Below are 15,959 nucleotides of genomic sequence, written 5' to 3' on the forward strand. Positions count from 1 at the left end.
GAGCCCGAGACCGACCGCGAGCCCGAGACCGACCGCGAGCCCGAGACCGGCAGCGAGCCGGAGACCGGCAGCGAGCCCGAACGGGCACCCGCGCCCGACCTGCCCATCACCCCCGACTCGGTACTCGTGGTTTCCGGTGGTGCACGTGGCGTCACCGCTACGGCGCTGCGCGCGCTGGCTGCGGACCGGCCACGCATGCTGCTCACCGGACGCACCGCGCTCGCCGACGAACCCGAATTCCTGGCATCGGCCCACGACGAGCCGTCGCTGACCCGCGCGCTGGCCGAACGTGAGCGTTCGGACGGCGGCGCCGCACCCACGCCGTCACAACTGGCAGCTCGGGCCCGCACGATCCTCGCCCGGCGGGAGGTGCGCGCGACGCTCGCCGACCTCGAACGGGCCGGAGCCACCGTGCGCTATGCCACGCTCGACATCACCGATCGTGCGGCACTGCACCGGGAACTTGGCCGCGTGCGGCGGGAATGGGGACCGGTCACCGGGCTCATCCACGCGGCCGGAGTCCTCGCGGACAAGCTCATCGCCGACAAGACCGACGACCAGTTCGACCGCGTGTACTCCACGAAGGTCGCCGGACTCAGCGCCCTGCTCGACGCGACCGCGTCCGACCCGCTGGAACTGCTGTGCGTCTTCTCGTCCGTCGCGGCGCGCTACGGCAACCCCGGGCAGTGCGACTACGCGATGGGCAACGAGGTGCTCAACCAGGTGGCGTGTGCCGAGCAGCGACGGCGGCCGTCCTGTCGGGTCCGCGCGATCGGGTGGGGACCGTGGGAGGCGGGTATGGTCACCGCGTCACATGCCGCGTACTTCAAGGATCTCGGAGTTCCGCTGATCCCGCTCGGCGAGGGTGCACGGGCCTTCGCCACGGAACTCGGTACGGCCGGCGGTGCGACCCAGGTGCTTCTCGCCGCGGCGGGCACGCGTGACGGCGGCATCCTCACAACCGGGCCGTCCGGGCTGTTTGCCGAGGCCACCGTCGACGCGCACACTCATGCTTTCCTGGCCGACCATGCTCCTGCCGATGTGCCCGTGCTCCCGCTGGCGATGGCCATGGAGTGGTTCGCGGCCGCGGGACGCTCACGTTACCCCGACCGCTCGACCTTCCTGACCGACATCCGGGTCCTGAACCGGATCGAACTTCCCGACCTGGCGACCCGCGGCCATCGGTTCACGGTCGAGGGCACCGGGGCCGAGCACGATCCGGGCGCCTTCGACCTCCGGCTGACCTCATCGACCGGCGCCGTGCACTACCGGGCGCGTCTGACTGCCCCGAGCACGCCGCCGCAACTCTGGACCCCACCGGAGGCGATGGGCGTCACCTTCACGCAGGAGTCCAGCTACGAAGACCCCGTACTGTTTCACGGTCCCGACTTCCAGGTGCTGCGAGAGGTGAAGGGCCTGTCTCGGCACGGAGCCGAGGCGCGGGTCGTCGGGGTACGGGCGATCGGTTGGCCCGGCGGTCCATGGTGGACGGACCCGGCCGCCATCGACGGCGCTCTGCAGGCGGCGGTCCTGTGGGCCAGACACGCCACCGGCGACGCGACGCTCCCGATGGGCGTGGACGCGCTCCGCGTCCACCGGGCGGGACCGGCCCCCGGGACGCTGCGTTGCCTCGTGCGTGCCACCGCCCTCGCCGCCGACCAGAGCCGCTGCGACATCGCGCTGCTCGACGAGGACGGGGAAGTCCGCACCGAACTGCTCGGCGTCGGCCTCATCCGCCGCCCCGACCTGGCCCCGGCACACGCGCCGTCGTCGGACGCCGGTCCCGCATCGTTGGCGCGTCCCGCGTGACCGGTTCGGGCGCCTCGGGATTCGAACCGATCGCGGTCGTCGGCCGAGGATGCGCGCTGCCCGGAGCGCTGAGCCCCGACCAGTTCTGGGACAACGTCGTTTCCGGGCGGGTCAGCCTCGGCGCCGTGCAACCCGAGGACTGGCGCCTACCGCCGATCGGACTCGATGTCGGCGAGGGTTCAGGCCGAGGTCCAGGTCCAGGCTTCGGCCAGGGCCAGGGCCAGGGCCAGGGCCAGGGCCAAGGCCAAGGCCAAGGCCAAGGCAGAATAGCGACGGCGGGCCTCGTGCGGGGCTTCGCGGATGTCTTCGATCCCGAAGGCTTCGCCACCGACGCCGAACAGGTCGCCGCGTACGACCCGGCGCTTCAGTGGGTACTGCACGCCGGACGCGCCGCGTTACGCGAGGCAGGAGACCACGCACACCCGGCACGGACCGGGCTCGTCCTCGGTAACCTCGGGTTCCCGAGCCGGAGCCTGGCCGCGTTCGCCGAACGGGTCTGGCTGGCCGACCACCCGGACCTGCTCGCGGTCCTTCCCGAGGTACCCAGCGCGGCCGACCCCCTTTCCCGCTTCTGCTCGGGATTGTGGGCTCACACCGCCGCCAACGCCCTGGACGTGGAAGGCGGATCGCTGGCCCTCGACGCGGCGTGCGCCTCCGCTCTGTACGCCATCAAGCTCGCATGCGACCGGTTGCACGACGGCACCGCGGACCTCATGCTCGCCGGCGCGGTCAGCGGCTGCGACGGGCTGATCATCGACTCCGGGTTCGAGGCCCTGGGCGCGTTGAGCCCGTCCGGCCGCAGCAGACCGTTGCAGCGCGGGGCCGACGGACTCGTCCCAGCCGAAGGCGCGGCCCTGCTCGCGCTCATGCGGCTGCGCGACGCGGTAGCCGCTCACGTCCCGGTCCTCGGTGTCGTGCGCGGCATCGGACTGTCGAACGACGGGCGTACCGGAGGGTTCCTCGCACCCGCGGAAGAGGGCCAGATCCGTGCCATGCGCGCGGCGTACGGGCGGGCGGGATTCGGCCCGGAGACTGTGGAACTGCTGGAGTGCCACGCCACCGGGACGCCCCTCGGCGATGCCGTCGAGGCCCGGTCGACCGCCCGCTTCTTCGGTGGCCGAGCCGAACCACTGCCCGTCGGCTCGGCGAAATCGAACGTGGGCCACCTGCTGACCGCCTCCGGCGCGGCCGGACTGCTCAAACTCCTGTCCGCGATCCACCACGGGACGCTCCCCGCGACGGCCGACGTCGCCGACCCCATCGACGACCTGCGCGACGGTCCACTGCGACTGCTGACGGCCAACGAACCATGGTCGGGGCGGCGACGCGCGGCGATCAGTGCGTTCGGGTTCGGCGGCAACAACGCCCATCTGGTCATCGAGGCTTTCGACGGCAGTCCGCAGACGTTCGGCGTCGCGGTACCCGCGGCTCCGGCACCCACCGAAGTCGCGATCGTCGCCATCGGCGCCCGAGCCGGCGGCATGGGAGCCGACGCGCTGCGGGACGCTCTCCTGCGCGGACAGGCCCCCGACAAGCCCGCGTACGACATCCGGGTCGCGCTCGACGGCCTGCGCTACCCGCCGCGCGACCTCGGCGAAACGCTGGGCCAGCAGGTGCTCGTGCTGGAAGCCGCCCGCGAAGCCGTACGGGGCATCGAGCTTCCGCCGGAGCGCACGGCCGTCCTGGTCGGGATGGGCTGCGACCCCGAGATCGCCCGAGCCCACGCCCGCCGGCGCCTCGACGCCTGGCTGCCGCGCGCACCCGCCGGGCTCGGGGCGGGGGAGGGGTTCAGTCCGCCCCTGACCGCCGCCCGCGTTCTGGGCGCCATGGCGAACATCGCGGCCAACCGCATCGGCGGACAGCTGGGTCTGGCGGGACCGGGTTTCGCCGTGTCCGCCGAGGAAGCCTCCGGGATCGTGGCGTTGGAACTGGCCGCCCGAGCGCTGCGGGCCGGGGAAGTCGACGCCGCGCTGGTCGGCGCGGTCGACCTCTCCGACGAACCCGTGCACCGCGCCGCCGTCACGGAACTCGGGCTCACCACGAACCCCGCCGACGCGGCCGTCGTCGTCGTACTCAAACGCCTCGCTGACGCCCGGCGCGACGGCGACCGGGTCATGGCACTGATCGACCCCGAACCGAGCGGTTCTGCGCCCGTCGAGCCGCCCGCAGACCTCCTCCGCGCCGATCTGTTCGGCGCGCCGCACGCCGCCCGCGGCCTGCTCGACGTGGCGTTCGCGGCACTCGCCCTGCGGTACCGCGCCCGTCCGCTCGCGGGACGGCGCGCGCAGCCCCGCCTTGCCGCGACCACAGCCGACGTCGTCACTTCCGTGCTCGGCGCCCCACCCACCCGCGTCCGGCTGCGCGCCGCGGACGCTGAGCCCTGGGCACCGGCTCCCGTGCCCCGGTTGCACGTCTACTCGGGCGCGAATCGATCCGAGGTCCTCGCCGCCTTCGCCTCCGGCATTGAGAGCGACGCCGGCCCGGCCCGCCTCGCCGTCCTCGCACGCGACCCCGCGCACCTGGCCGACCAACTCGCCGGCGCCCGCGCCTGGCTCGACGGCAACGCGCTGCGTCCGCCCGGTGTGGCCTTCGGCGAGACCCCGATCAGCGGCGAGACAGCCTTCGTCTACACCAAGGGCTCGGCGTTCTACCCGGGCATGGGCGCCGACCTCGCGCTGGCTTTCGCCCCGCTGGCCGGTGGCATGGACGAGGCCGCCCTGGTCTCCTGGATCTACGAGGGCCGGGAGACGCCCAACGACTCACTCGACCAGATCCTCGCCGTGGGCTTCATCGCGCGCCTGCACACCCGGATCACCCGCGAGGTGCTGGGCATCGAGCCTCAGGCCGCGATCGGGTACTCGTCCGGCGAATCGGCGGCCCTCGTCGCGCTCGGCGTGTGGAACGACGTGACGGCGATGTCCGCCGACGCGCGCGCCAGCGGACTGTTCACTCACGACCTGGGCGGCGAACTGCGCGCCGTACGCCGTTTTTGGGCACGCCATGGCATCGCCGGCCAGCGGTGGGCCGGCTACATCCTCTCGGCGGATCCGGAGAAGGTCCGGGCCATGGTCAAGGACGAGCGTGCCGTGCACCTGACGGCGGTCTGCGCCCCCGGAACCTGCGTGGTCGCCGGGGAGGAGAATGCCTGCGCGGCGTTCGTCGAACGTTTCGACCCGGCCTCCCGCATCCGGATCCAGTACGACCTGGTGGCGCACGCCCCCGAACTGGTCGACGTACGCGAGCGTTGGCACGCCCTGCACCGCCGACCGACGACGAGCGTGCCGGGAATCCGGTTCTACCGGGGTGCGACCGGCACCTGGTACCACCCGACCGAGCAGAGCGCCGCCGACGCGATCACCGAGCAGATGCTCTCACCCGTCGACTTTCCCCACGTGATCGAGCGCGCCTGGCACGACGGGGTCCGCGTGTTCATCGAGCACGGGCCTGCCGCGCAGTGCACGAATTGGATCCACCGCATCCTGGCCGATCGCGAGCACGTCGCGGTGGCCCTGGACACCGTGCGGGACCAAGGCTTGTGGTCGTTGTCGGCGGCGGTCGCGGAGCTGGCCGCCGCGGGCGTACCGGTACGGCACGATGCCCTGGCGGCATATTTCGCGACGCCTACCTCCGCAGGTGCGCCGGCAGTGGGTGCGACGATCAGCCTGCCGAGGCGCCTCCCCGCTCCGGTGTTCGAACAGGCGCCTCCTTCGGATCCCGCGTACTCAGAACCCGAATACACGGTGATGCAGCCCGCCCCGGACCTCGCGCCCATGCCGGTCGGGCACCGTCCGCCCACCCCTAACCGTGCGCTCGCAACCAGCCGTCCGCCCGACCCCAGCCGTCCGACGCCGCAACGACAACCGGCCCCGGCCCTGTCGGCAGCCCCGGCCCTGTCGACGGTCGCGGCCTGGCACGCATCCATCGCCGCCGCACACCGCCAGTACCTGGACATCCAGGTCGCCGCGCACACCCGTTTCCTGGCCGGCCGCGCCGCCGCCGCGAGGCTTGTCGGGGCGGCGTCCAGCCAGCCACCGCCGGACATCCGCGCGCTCGGCCACGCCGCCGCTCCCGCCTCGACGGCCGCTCCCGCCTCGGTAGCCGTTCCCGCCTCGGCAGCCGCGGCCGTGGCCACACCGGCAATCACACCGCCACCGACCGAGCGCCCCGGGCCTCGCTTCGACCGCGCCCAGCTCGAACACCTCGCGTCGGCCCGGATCTCCGACCTGTTCGGGCCGATGTTCGCCGTCCAGGACGCCGACGTGCGCCAGACCCGGATGCCCGGCCCGCCGCTCCTCCTCGCCGACCGGGTCGTCGGGATCGATGCCGCGCAGGGCTCGCTGGGCAAGGGCACCATCTGGACCGAGACCGACGTGCACGCCGACGCCTGGTACCTCGACCCCGCCGGCCGCATGCCCGCCGGCCTGGTCGTCGAGGCGGGGCAGGCCGATCTGCTGCTGATCAGCTGGCTGGGGGCCGACCTGCGCAACCGCGGCGAGCGGGTCTACCGCCTGCTCGGCAGCGACGTGGCGTTCCACGCCCCGCCACCCGGACCCGGCCAGACCCTCTCGTTCGCGATCCGCGTCGTCGGGCACGTCGTGCACGGCCCGGTCCGGCTGTTCTTCTTCGAGTACGACTGCCACGCCGGCGACACGCTCCTGCTCACCGTGCGGAACGGCCAGGCGGGGTTCTTCGACGACGACGAACTGGCCAACACCGGCGGCATCCTCTGGGACGCGTCTGCCGTCAGCCCACGCCCGGATGCGCCGCACGATCCGCCCGCCGTCGGGTGCACGCGCTCCGCCTTCGACTCCCACGCGATCCACGCCCTCACCCAGGGCCGCCCCGACGCGTGCTTCGGCCCCGGGTGGGAGGCGACACGCGCCCACGTGCGCACGCCGCGCATCGGATCGGGGCGGCTGCGCCTGCTCGACGAGATCCCCGTGTTCGACCCGTCCGGGGGGCCGTGGGGCCGTGGCTACCTCAGAGCCGAGACGACCGTCGGCCCCGACGACTGGTTCTTCGACGGCCATTTCCACAACGACCCCTGCATGCCCGGAACCCTCATGTCCGAGGGCTGTTTCCAGGCAGTCTCGTTCTACCTCATCGCGTGTGGCTACACCATCGCCCGCGACGGCTGGCGATGCGAACCGGTACCGGGGCGCACCGCACGCATGCGCTGCCGCGGCCAGGTCACCCCGGACAGCAAGCGGCTGAGGTACGAGGTCTTCGTCTCCGAGGTGACGGCTGGCCCGTTGCCGACCGTCATCGCGGAGGTGTTGGTCTCCGTCGACGGCGTCAAGGCCCTGCACGTCGCGGACTGCGCCGTGCGGCTGGTGCCGGACTGGCCTCTCGAACACTGGCGGCATTCCGGCCCGCCGACCGTCCAGCGCACCGCCGAACGCGTTGCGCTCCAACGGCTCGGCGGCCTCGCCGGACACCGCGACGCCGAGCCCGTCGCCGAGATCGCGGGAGTGCCTCTCGGCTATGCCTCGCTGCTGGCCTGCGCCTGGGGCAAACCCACCGACGGGCTCGGACCGATGGCCGAGGCATTCATCGGTACGCGGCGTGGACCGCGCCTGCCCGGCCCGCCGTACCACTTCATGAGCAGGATCACCGCTGTCGAGGGCCCGTACCGGGGCATGGCGGTCGGTAGCGCGGTCACCGCGGAATACGACGTGCCCGACCGCGCCTGGTACTTCGCCGACAACGGCGCCCCCACCATGCCGACCGCCGCGCTGATGGAGATTGCCCTTCAGCCGTGCGGATGGCTGGGCTGTTATGTCGGAAGCCCCGTGCGGATCGACGCGGAGCTGCTGTTCCGCAACCTCGACGGCGACGTGCGGGTCCTGCGCGAAGTGCGGCCGGGCACCCGCGTCGTACGCACCCGCGTCGAGCTCACCGATGTATCCGAAGCCGCTGGAATGATCATCGAGGCATTCCGGATCGAGTGCCACGCCGACGGCGAACCGCTGCTGCGCGGCACCGCCGGATTCGGGTACTTCCTCACCACGGCCTTCCAGCAACAGCCCGGCCTGCCCCCGTCGCCCGCCGAACGCGAGCGCCTGACCGAACCGTGCGAACACGTCCCCGCGCTCTACCAGCCCGACCCCGCGCGCCGGGCACGCCAGGCCGGACCCATGCTGATGATGCTCGACCGGATCACCGGCTACTGGCCCGAGGGCGGAGCCGCCGGTCTCGGGCGGCTGCGCGCGGAGAAGGACGTCGACCCCGGCGAGTGGTTCTTCAAGGCCCACTTCTTCCAGGACCCCGTCATGCCCGGTTCGCTTGGTGTCGAGGCGTTGTGCCAGCTGCTCCAGTGGTACCTGGCCGAACGCGGCATCGGCGAGGACCTGCCGGGTGCGCGCTTCGAATCCGTCGCCATCGACGAGCCGCTGAAGTGGACGTATCGCGGCCAGGTGGTGCCGACCGATCGCCTGATCACCGTCGAACTGGAGATCCTCGAGATCCGCGGTCACACCGTCTTCGCCACCGGCTGGCTCTGGATCGACGGCCGCCGGGTCTACCGCGTCGAACGGCTCGGCGCCCGGATGGTCGCCGAGTCGGAGTGAGCGATGGCGCGTCTGACGCCGCGCCACGACCAGTCGTCCGGGCGGCCAACGGAGTTCCTGTGCATCGGCGACTTCGGCTCACGCCGTGCCGGCAGGAACTCCGTTGGCGCGCAAGGCTAACCGGCGGCGCAGGAGACCGAGGGCCAAGTCCACTGGCCATTGGGCGAGATCGTCATACCCCAGTTGTTGCCACTGCCATTGGGCTTCGCGACCATGACGTACTGGCTGGGGAACGTGGCGCTGACGTTCCAGGTGGAGTACACGACCGCGGGGGCACCCAGGTTCACCGTCACGGTCCAGTTGCTGGAGCCGCTGACCGAGACGTTGAGGTTGTACCAGTTGCTGCCCTGCGACCCGGCCGACAGTGTCGCGGTGCAGCTACCGCCGCCACCGCCTCCGCCTCCACCGCCTCCACCGCCGCCACCGCTGCTGCCGTGGTTCACGGTGATGCTGGAGTTGCCGCTGCCGCCGCCCCATGCCTCGGTCGCCATGATCTGGTAGTTCATGCTGCCGAGGTTCATCCCGTGGCTGGCCCAGGCGCTGACGAAGTTGGAGAAGGTGATCGTTCCGCTGCTGCGCGGCGAGGTGCGGATCGCCAGGTACTGCCAGAAGGTCGCGGTGCCCTGGATGGAGGGCTGGTTGACCTGCTGGTGCTTGATGATGGTGTACGTGCCGCCGTCACTGGTCATCGTGCCCATGTTGGTGCCGGCCGTGTTCGGCGAGCCCTTCCAGTTGTCGATGACGTAGTACTCGACCAGCGGGTTGGTCGACCAGCCGTAGAGCGACATCAGCGCGGTGCCGCCGGAGCCGTTGAGGCTGCCGTTGTAGGTCACCGACTGGGTACTGCCAGGGTTCCAGCCGACGCCGGCAACGAAGTCGCCGATGCCACTCCAGGTGGAGGAGTAGCTGTTGCTCGAGTTCAGCGTGATGCACGCCGATCCCTGGCCGGCGCTCCACATCTGGTAGTACATGCCGCCGTTGTTACCGGTCTGGTTGGAGCAGATCTGTGTCGCCGCGTTGGCGGGGCTGGGCAGCAGCACCGTGGTCGCGGCGAGCATCGCGGCGAAGGCGACGCTCAGCAGCAGCCGGAACCGGCTGCCGCCGGGCGCTCTGGGGGCGTGTCGGGGGGCATTCATACGGGCCTCCTTGGACGGTGCCGTCACGTGGCGACGGCCGGGGGACTAGGCCGGTGGGAGCATGACCGGCAGACTTTGATGTCCACCGATGGCGCCAGTGTGATTTGACCATAGCCGGTCGTCAATAAGTTCCGGAAAACTTTCGGTAAGAAATTTCGCCCGCCACCGCCGCCGGGGAAGCTCTTATCCGCCCAAATACTGGGGTTTTTTCCGTGATTGGGAGTCGAGCGTTCCGCGACGCTCGGACCCCGTGCGTCCTCGCGGCCGGACGGTATCGCGAAGAGGCGGAGCGAGCGCGTCGAAACTTTCGGGCGTCGGCTGCCGAAGCTGTGACCCCGTGGGCCCGGGCCCAGCGCAGGCCCGGCGCGGGCCGAGTGCAGGTCCAGCGCAGGTCCAAGGCGGGCCCAGCGCTGGTCCAAGGCGGGTCTAAGGCAGGTCCAAGGCTGGCCCAGGCGCGGGCCCAGTGCGGGGCCCAGCGCGGGCCCAGGCGCAGGTTCAGCGGGTCTTGACAACGTCGGGTCGCCCCACGACACTAGCCTGAACCGTTTCACGGCAAGCGCTTTCCAATCTGGCATCGAGATCCATCGTGATCCGCGAAAATGATCGCCGAGCCGCACGTGGGGCTTCACCCGCCGGTGCGGACACCACGCCCCTCACAACGACCTGACCGCGAGCAGCCGTGCCGGTCCGCGCCGCGCTCCTGTCCTCTTGGCTGACCAGCAGGCAGGTCGTCTACCGCCAGGAGGAATCTATGGAGACCGAACCACGGCTCACCCGCCGGTCGGCGCTGGGGATGTTGGGCGCCGCCGGAGCGACCGCGGCCGTATTCGGACCCGCTCAGGCGTGGGCGGCCACCGACGTGGCCCCCGACGCCGGCACCGACGCGGCCGGAGTCACCGGTAACGGCGCCGTCCTCGATGGCCCCGACGTGCGACTGGTGGACAACGGCACCAGTGTCACGATGCAGAACGGCCTGATCAGCGTCACCGTGGCCAAGGCGACCGCGCAGATCGGGGACCTTCGACTCATCGGCAGCACCCGGGGCAATGAGGGCTTCAACCTGGTCAGTGGCACCAATGGGCAGGGCTACACGACGTTCGACTACTACGTCGGGACCACCCGGTTCTCCAAGGGGCTCAGCGGCGCGCAGTACCGGGTCGTCCGGTCCGGCGCCGACCGCGTCGAGATCGCCATGAGCCAGGACGACCCGGCCGTCCTGCCCTTCACCGTCGACCTGCACCTGGTCGTGGAGCGGGGCCGGCCGGGCCTGTACTGCTACGTGGTGTTCGGATATCCGGACACCATGCCCGCCGGCCTGACGATCCAGCAACTGCGGTACGCGTTCGCCGCCGGTGACTCGTCATTCACGTACTTTGTCGTCGACGACGCCCGTGGCATCCAGCAGCGACCCACCATCGAGGAGATGAGTCAGGCGGTCACCCTGCAGGACACCACGTACCTGCTGCCCGGCGGCCGGGTCTACAGCAAGTACCAGAACATCTCCAACCTCGAAGGCGACAACCACGTCTTCATGGTCTCCAACGGCAGAGTTGGCATGGCGCTCGTCCAGGCGAGCAAGGAGTGGTTCTCCGGTGGGCCGACCAAGCAGGAGCTGACCTGCCACGACTACTACGACGGTGAGATCCTGCTCTGGCACCCGTTCACGTCTCACTACGGCTCACCGGATCTGGAGCCACCGACCGGCTGGGAGAAACTCTACGGTCCGTTCTTCCTGCACGTCACCGAGGCCGGCGACGCAAGCCCGGAGGGGAGTGTCGCGCGGATGTGGGCCGACGCGAAGCGCGCCGCGGCTCGCGAGCAGGCGAGCTGGCCGTACCGGTGGATCGACGACGCGCGCTACGGCGCCGAGCGCCGCTCGGACGTGACCGGCAAGCTCACCATCGCCGGCGACGCGTCGGCGGAGCGGGCGTGGGTCGTGCTCTCGACGCCGGAGCCGGACCGGGTGTACCAGGGCATCCCGCTCGACGGCGGCGACTGGCAGTACCAGAACCTCGGCTACGTCTACTGCGCCCGGGCCGGCCACGCGGGCAGGTTCACGCTGCCGGCGGTGCGACCCGGCCGCTACACCCTCAGCGCCTTCACCGACGGCATGCTCGGCGAGTTCAAGCGCTACGGCGTCACGGTCGGCGCCGGCCGTCGCGTCGACGTCGGCAACCTGGTGTGGCATCCGGAGGACAACGGCCGCACGCTGTGGCAGATCGGTACCCCTGACCGGTCCGCCGGCCAGTTCCACGTCTACGGCGGACCCGACGGGTTCCGGCGGTACCTGACCTGGCTGGAGTACCCGTACGAGTTCGGCGACGGGGTCGACTTCCACATCGGGGTGGACGATCCGGCGACGGCGTGGAACTACTTCCAGCCGGCCTACCGCACCCCGGGTTCGCCGCTTCAGTTGCAGCTGCGCGGCACCTCCCCGGATCTGTCGCTGACGGCGTGGCGCATCCGGTTCGACAGCGCCGGTCACCGCAGGGGAGTGGCCACGCTGGACATCGCCCTCGCGGCGTCGGTCTTCGGCACGCTGCGCATCACGCTCAACGACACCGAGGTGGCCCGGTTCGACCCGTTGCCGGGACCGGCCGGCGACAACTCGTCGTACCGGCTGGCCTGTCGCGGCATGTACCGGAGGTTGCCGGCGGTGGTCTTCGACGCCCGGTTGATCCGGCCGGGCGAGAACGTGCTCACCCTGGCTCCGGTCCGGGCACCCAAGGCGCCACTGACCCGAGGCAACACGGTGGACGACTGGATGGAGCCGATGGGCGGGGTCATGTATGACACGATCCGTCTGCGGGTCAAGGACTGATGCGACGGCGCAGCCACGGCCCGACCTTTGCCCGGATGCGCCGGTAGTTCAGTCCCACGGCGATGAGCACGGCGATCGCCGCGAGCCACGGCGCGGCCTGGGGTAGCCGTACCCGCAGCAGGTCGAGGAACATGGACCAGCCGGAGCGTGGGGCGCCGCCGAAGTGGTCGAGCAGGTTCCGGGCGACGTCGACACGGTCGGCGTCGGCCGTCACCGTGATCAGTGTGGTCCGTCCACCGCCCGGACGAAGCGACAGGACTTGCGGGGCACCGGAATGCGGTCCGGCGGGGTCGTCGCTGGTCATGCTGAGTGTGACCACGGCGTCGCCGCCGGACCGCCAACCCAGTAACCTCGCCGACACGGCCTGCACCGCGTCGAAGCCGGCGTCGGTCACTGCCCCGTTGTCGATGTCCACAAAGGACAATCGGAAGTCGCGGTAGCTGGCCGGGCAGGCGCGAGCGCAGTCGTTGCCGTTCCAGATCGCCAGGCGGTTCCCGGCGCTCCACGCGCCCGGCCCGGCGAGGCTCTGCTGTGCGCCCAGGTTGGCAACTGTGCGCACGGTACGCGTGTCCACGTCGAGGACCTTCAACTCCCGACCCTGTTGCAGCGCGATTTGCTGGCCGTCGGGTGAGAACGCCGGCGCGGCGCCGCCGACGCCCAGCGGCACCACCGCACCGGAGCCGAGGTCCAGCAGCGTGAACCGTCCGGACGATGCGCTGACGAGAAGGCGGTCGTCGGGCGACCACGCGACCGGAACGCCTTCGCGGTAGGTCCGGACCTTGCCGGTGGTCAGGTCCATGACGCCGGCCGTCGACTGCCAGTCCGAGGCCGCCTCGTCGAAGTGCACGCCTTCGAGGTCGGCCCGGCCGGCGAGGTACCGGCCGTCGGGCGACAGCAGCAGGTCATCGCCGGCGTTGACGGAGTTGACGTCGCGGACGTACCGGTACAGGCCGTCACGTCCGACGGCGATGGCCCGGTCGTCAAAGCCGAACACGTCGTTGGCGGCGAAGCCGCCCGGCCCGGTGACGATCACCGATGCCGGGCCGTTCGGCGCGTCCACCAGGTTGGGCTGCAGCGGCATGGGTACCCGGATCCGGGACGGGATGGACCACGGGTGCTCGGCCGGCCTCGCCGGGGGCGGCCCCGGTGCCCACGCCAGCGGTACCGCGATGAGCGCCAGGAGCAGTGCCGCGACGCCGGCGGCGATCGCGGTCGCCCGCAGCCGGCGCCGTCGACGCCCCCGCGCCCACAGATCGGGCGGTACGCGGACGGGCCGCACACCGGCGGAGATCTGTCGCAGCGCGGCCGCCACGGCCCGCTCGTCGGTGTTCACCTGTCCACCTCCGCCAGTGTCGACAGTTCCGGCGCCAGAGCGCGCAGCCGGGCCAACCCGTCCCGCGCCTGGCTCTTCACCGTGCCGACCGAGATGCCCAGGATCTCGGCGGTACGCGCTTCGGTGAGATCCTCGAAGTAACGCAGGATCAGCACGGCGCGCTGCCGGGGACCCAGCCGGGCCAGCGCCTGCCGCACGGCCACCGCGGCCACGACCGCGTCTCCCGGATCGGGCGCGGCCTCCTGCGGCACCTCGTGCCGGACGGTCGGTGGCTCGCGTCGGCGCCACCACGAGATGCGCTGGTTGTACATGACCCGCCGCACGTACGCGTCGGGGTCACCGCGGGCGACCAGCGTGGGCCAACGGCCAGCCACCCGTAGCAGCGCCTGCTGTACCAGATCCTCGGCGAGGTGATGGTCGCCGGTCAGCAGGTAGGCGACGCGGGACAGGGCAGCCGTACGGGCCCGGACGAACTCCTCGAACGACTGCTCGGCGCCCACCACCCACCTCCTTCTCCCTATCTACACGCAGACGGGTATGCGGACGGAGGGGACCAGGGTCCGGTGGCGCTCATTGTCCGGTGGGCGCCGGAGGTGCGGCTTCTTCGCCGGGCGCCCGGAGTACGGCGCGGATGAGGCGCGAGGAGTGCTCGGCGAGCTGTTCCGGCGGGCAGGGGCGGTCGTGTTCCAGCCACCAGACGATCGACTGCACGAACATCGCCGCGACGACGCTGGGTGTCAGATCGTCGGGAGCCTGACCGGACAGGTGCGCGGTCGACATGGCGGCGAGCGCGTTGCGCATCCGGTCGGCGAACCACGGGCTGCCCTTCTTGCCGAGCAGGGCGCCGTAGAGGCGGTGGTAGCGCTCGACGTGCCGCAGGAAGTCGGTCCAGCGCTGCCCGGGTGAGCGGGCGTCGGCGTCCGCGGCGGTCATCTCGGTCAGCGCCTCGTCGAAGATCTGCTCGACCAGCTCGTACTTGTCGCGGTAGTTCCGGTAGAAGGCGGCTCTGCTGATCATGGCGCGAGAGGTGAGTTCGCCGACGGTGAGGTGGTCGAAGCCCCGGTCCTCGATCAACTCCACCAGCGCCTCGCGCAACAGCATACGAGTGCGGCGAACCCGCACATTGGGCCGAGACATTTCCCGCTCCTTTGTCTCGTACGGCACGTTCTCGCGGATCTGATCCTTGTGCTGCCGCCGCGGGTCTTCTCAGACTGGACCAGCCGTCGCGTACGAGACAGATTGTCTCGGCAGAGGCTGTCTGTCAACAAGGGCTGTCCGTCGACAAGGGCTGCCTGTCAACAAGGGAGAGCGTGATATGCGTGCTGTGCGAGCGGTCAGGTTCGGCGCACCGGACGTGCTGACCGTCGACACCGTCGAGGACCCCGTGCCGGCCGCGGGGGAGGTCTTGGTGGAGGTCGATCTGGCGGGCGTCGCATACGGAGATGTGATCGTCCGCTCGGGTCGATTCCCGCTGCCGTTGCCGTGGATTCCGGGTCTCGAGGTCGCTGGGCGGGTGCTGGCGCTCGGGCCCGGAGTGGATGAGGCGTTGGCCGGCAGAACCGTTGTCGCGACGACCGTCGGGCGCCGCGGTGGCTACGCCGAACGCGCGCTGACCATGGCTGCCTACACGTTTCCGGTTCCGGACGGCCTGCCGCTCGACGTCGCGTTGACGGTGTTCCAAGCGGGCGCGGTGGCACGCGGCCTGCTGTCGGCCATGCGGCTGCGCGCAGACGACACCGTGCTGGTCACCGCCGCGGCTGGCCGGATCGGATCGCTGCTGGTCCAACAGGCGAGGGTCGCGGGCGCTACCGTCATCGGCGCAGCGGGCGGCGCGAAGTGCTCCGCTGTCCGCGGCTTCGGGGCCGATCACGTCCTCGACTACACGGCGAACGGATGGTCGGACCGGGTGCGTGAACTCACCGATGGGCGCGGAGCGGATCTGGTACTCGACGCGGTGGGTGGCGAAATCGCCGAGCAGGCCATCATCGCCACAGCCGACGGCGGTGGCCGGATCGGTTTCTACGGATACGCGTCGGGGACCTGGCCGACGCTGGATGTGCAAGCTATCGGCAGACGCGGCCTGACCGTCTCCGGCCCACTCGGCATCGTCATCCGCAAGCCGGATGCCGAACAGCGCGACGATGCTCTACAGGCGCTGGCCGCCGCCGCCCGCGGTGAACTCACGCCGCACATCCACACCCGATTTCCGTTGGAACAGGCGGCCCAGGCGCATCGCGAACTCGAGGAACGCCGATCGGTCGGGGCTGTGATTCTCACCCGGTGATGGGTCG

8 protein-coding genes are annotated in these 15,959 nt (G+C 71.0%); 4 read left to right on the plus strand and 4 right to left on the minus strand.

Features of this window, described 5'->3' with window-relative positions; all coding sequences use genetic code 11:
• Both Raf01_RS16835 and Raf01_RS16840 read left to right on the plus strand, forming a co-directional pair.
• On the plus strand, positions 1-1,809 hold a 1,809-nt coding region (locus Raf01_RS16835), incomplete at its 5' end, for an SDR family NAD(P)-dependent oxidoreductase (protein ID WP_203918846.1).
• The gene (locus Raf01_RS16840) at positions 1,806-8,378 is read left to right on the plus strand and encodes a beta-ketoacyl synthase N-terminal-like domain-containing protein (protein ID WP_203918847.1); all 6,573 of its coding nucleotides are present in this window, start codon (positions 1,806-1,808) and stop codon (positions 8,376-8,378) included. The genes Raf01_RS16835 and Raf01_RS16840, both read left to right, overlap by 4 nt.
• A 116-nt stretch (positions 8,379-8,494) precedes the next feature.
• Here Raf01_RS16840 and Raf01_RS16845 read toward each other — a convergent pair whose 3' ends face one another.
• The gene (locus Raf01_RS16845) at positions 8,495-9,514 is read right to left on the minus strand and encodes a glycoside hydrolase family 11 protein (protein WP_203918848.1); all 1,020 of its coding nucleotides are present in this window, start codon (positions 9,512-9,514) and stop codon (positions 8,495-8,497) included.
• 751 nt (positions 9,515-10,265) lie between these two features.
• Here Raf01_RS16845 and Raf01_RS16850 point away from each other — a divergent pair.
• The gene (locus Raf01_RS16850; RefSeq protein ID WP_203918849.1) at positions 10,266-12,335 is read left to right on the plus strand and encodes a polysaccharide lyase family protein; all 2,070 of its coding nucleotides are present in this window, start codon (positions 10,266-10,268) and stop codon (positions 12,333-12,335) included.
• On the opposite strand, the gene Raf01_RS16855 is transcribed toward Raf01_RS16850, so the two are convergent.
• From Raf01_RS16855 to Raf01_RS16865, 3 genes are all read right to left on the minus strand, one after another.
• The gene (locus tag Raf01_RS16855) at positions 12,325-13,668 is read right to left on the minus strand and encodes a TolB family protein (RefSeq protein ID WP_203918850.1); all 1,344 of its coding nucleotides are present in this window, start codon (positions 13,666-13,668) and stop codon (positions 12,325-12,327) included. The two genes, Raf01_RS16850 and Raf01_RS16855, sit on opposite strands and share 11 nt — an antisense overlap.
• Entirely contained in the window at positions 13,665-14,168 is a 504-nt protein-coding gene (locus Raf01_RS16860) for a SigE family RNA polymerase sigma factor (RefSeq protein WP_203918851.1), read from the minus strand. The genes Raf01_RS16855 and Raf01_RS16860 overlap by 4 nt, the downstream gene beginning before the upstream one ends.
• 70 nt (positions 14,169-14,238) lie before the next feature.
• On the minus strand, positions 14,239-14,805 hold the full coding sequence (locus tag Raf01_RS16865; RefSeq protein ID WP_203918852.1) for a TetR/AcrR family transcriptional regulator: 567 nt from the start codon (positions 14,803-14,805) through the stop codon (positions 14,239-14,241).
• A gap of 178 nt (positions 14,806-14,983) precedes the next feature.
• On the opposite strand from Raf01_RS16865, the gene Raf01_RS16870 reads away from it, so the two are divergent.
• Entirely contained in the window at positions 14,984-15,952 is a 969-nt protein-coding gene (locus tag Raf01_RS16870) for a zinc-binding dehydrogenase (RefSeq protein WP_203918853.1), read from the plus strand.
• The last annotated feature ends 7 nt before the right edge of the window (positions 15,953-15,959 follow it).

This window comes from Rugosimonospora africana (assembly GCF_016862975.1).
GTDB classification, from domain to species: Bacteria; Actinomycetota; Actinomycetes; order Mycobacteriales; family Micromonosporaceae; genus Rugosimonospora; species Rugosimonospora africana.

Excerpts from the sequence above, each read along its gene's own strand:
- Raf01_RS16850 (WP_203918849.1), top strand. The coding sequence starts at position 10,266 with ATGGAGACCGAACCACGGCTCACCCGCCGGTCGGCGCTGGGGATGTTG.
- Raf01_RS16865 (WP_203918852.1), bottom strand. The coding sequence starts at position 14,805 with ATGTCTCGGCCCAATGTGCGGGTTCGCCGCACTCGTATGCTGTTGCGC.
- Raf01_RS16845 (WP_203918848.1), bottom strand. The coding sequence starts at position 9,514 with ATGAATGCCCCCCGACACGCCCCCAGAGCGCCCGGCGGCAGCCGGTTC.
- Raf01_RS16870 (WP_203918853.1), top strand. The coding sequence starts at position 14,984 with ATGCGTGCTGTGCGAGCGGTCAGGTTCGGCGCACCGGACGTGCTGACC.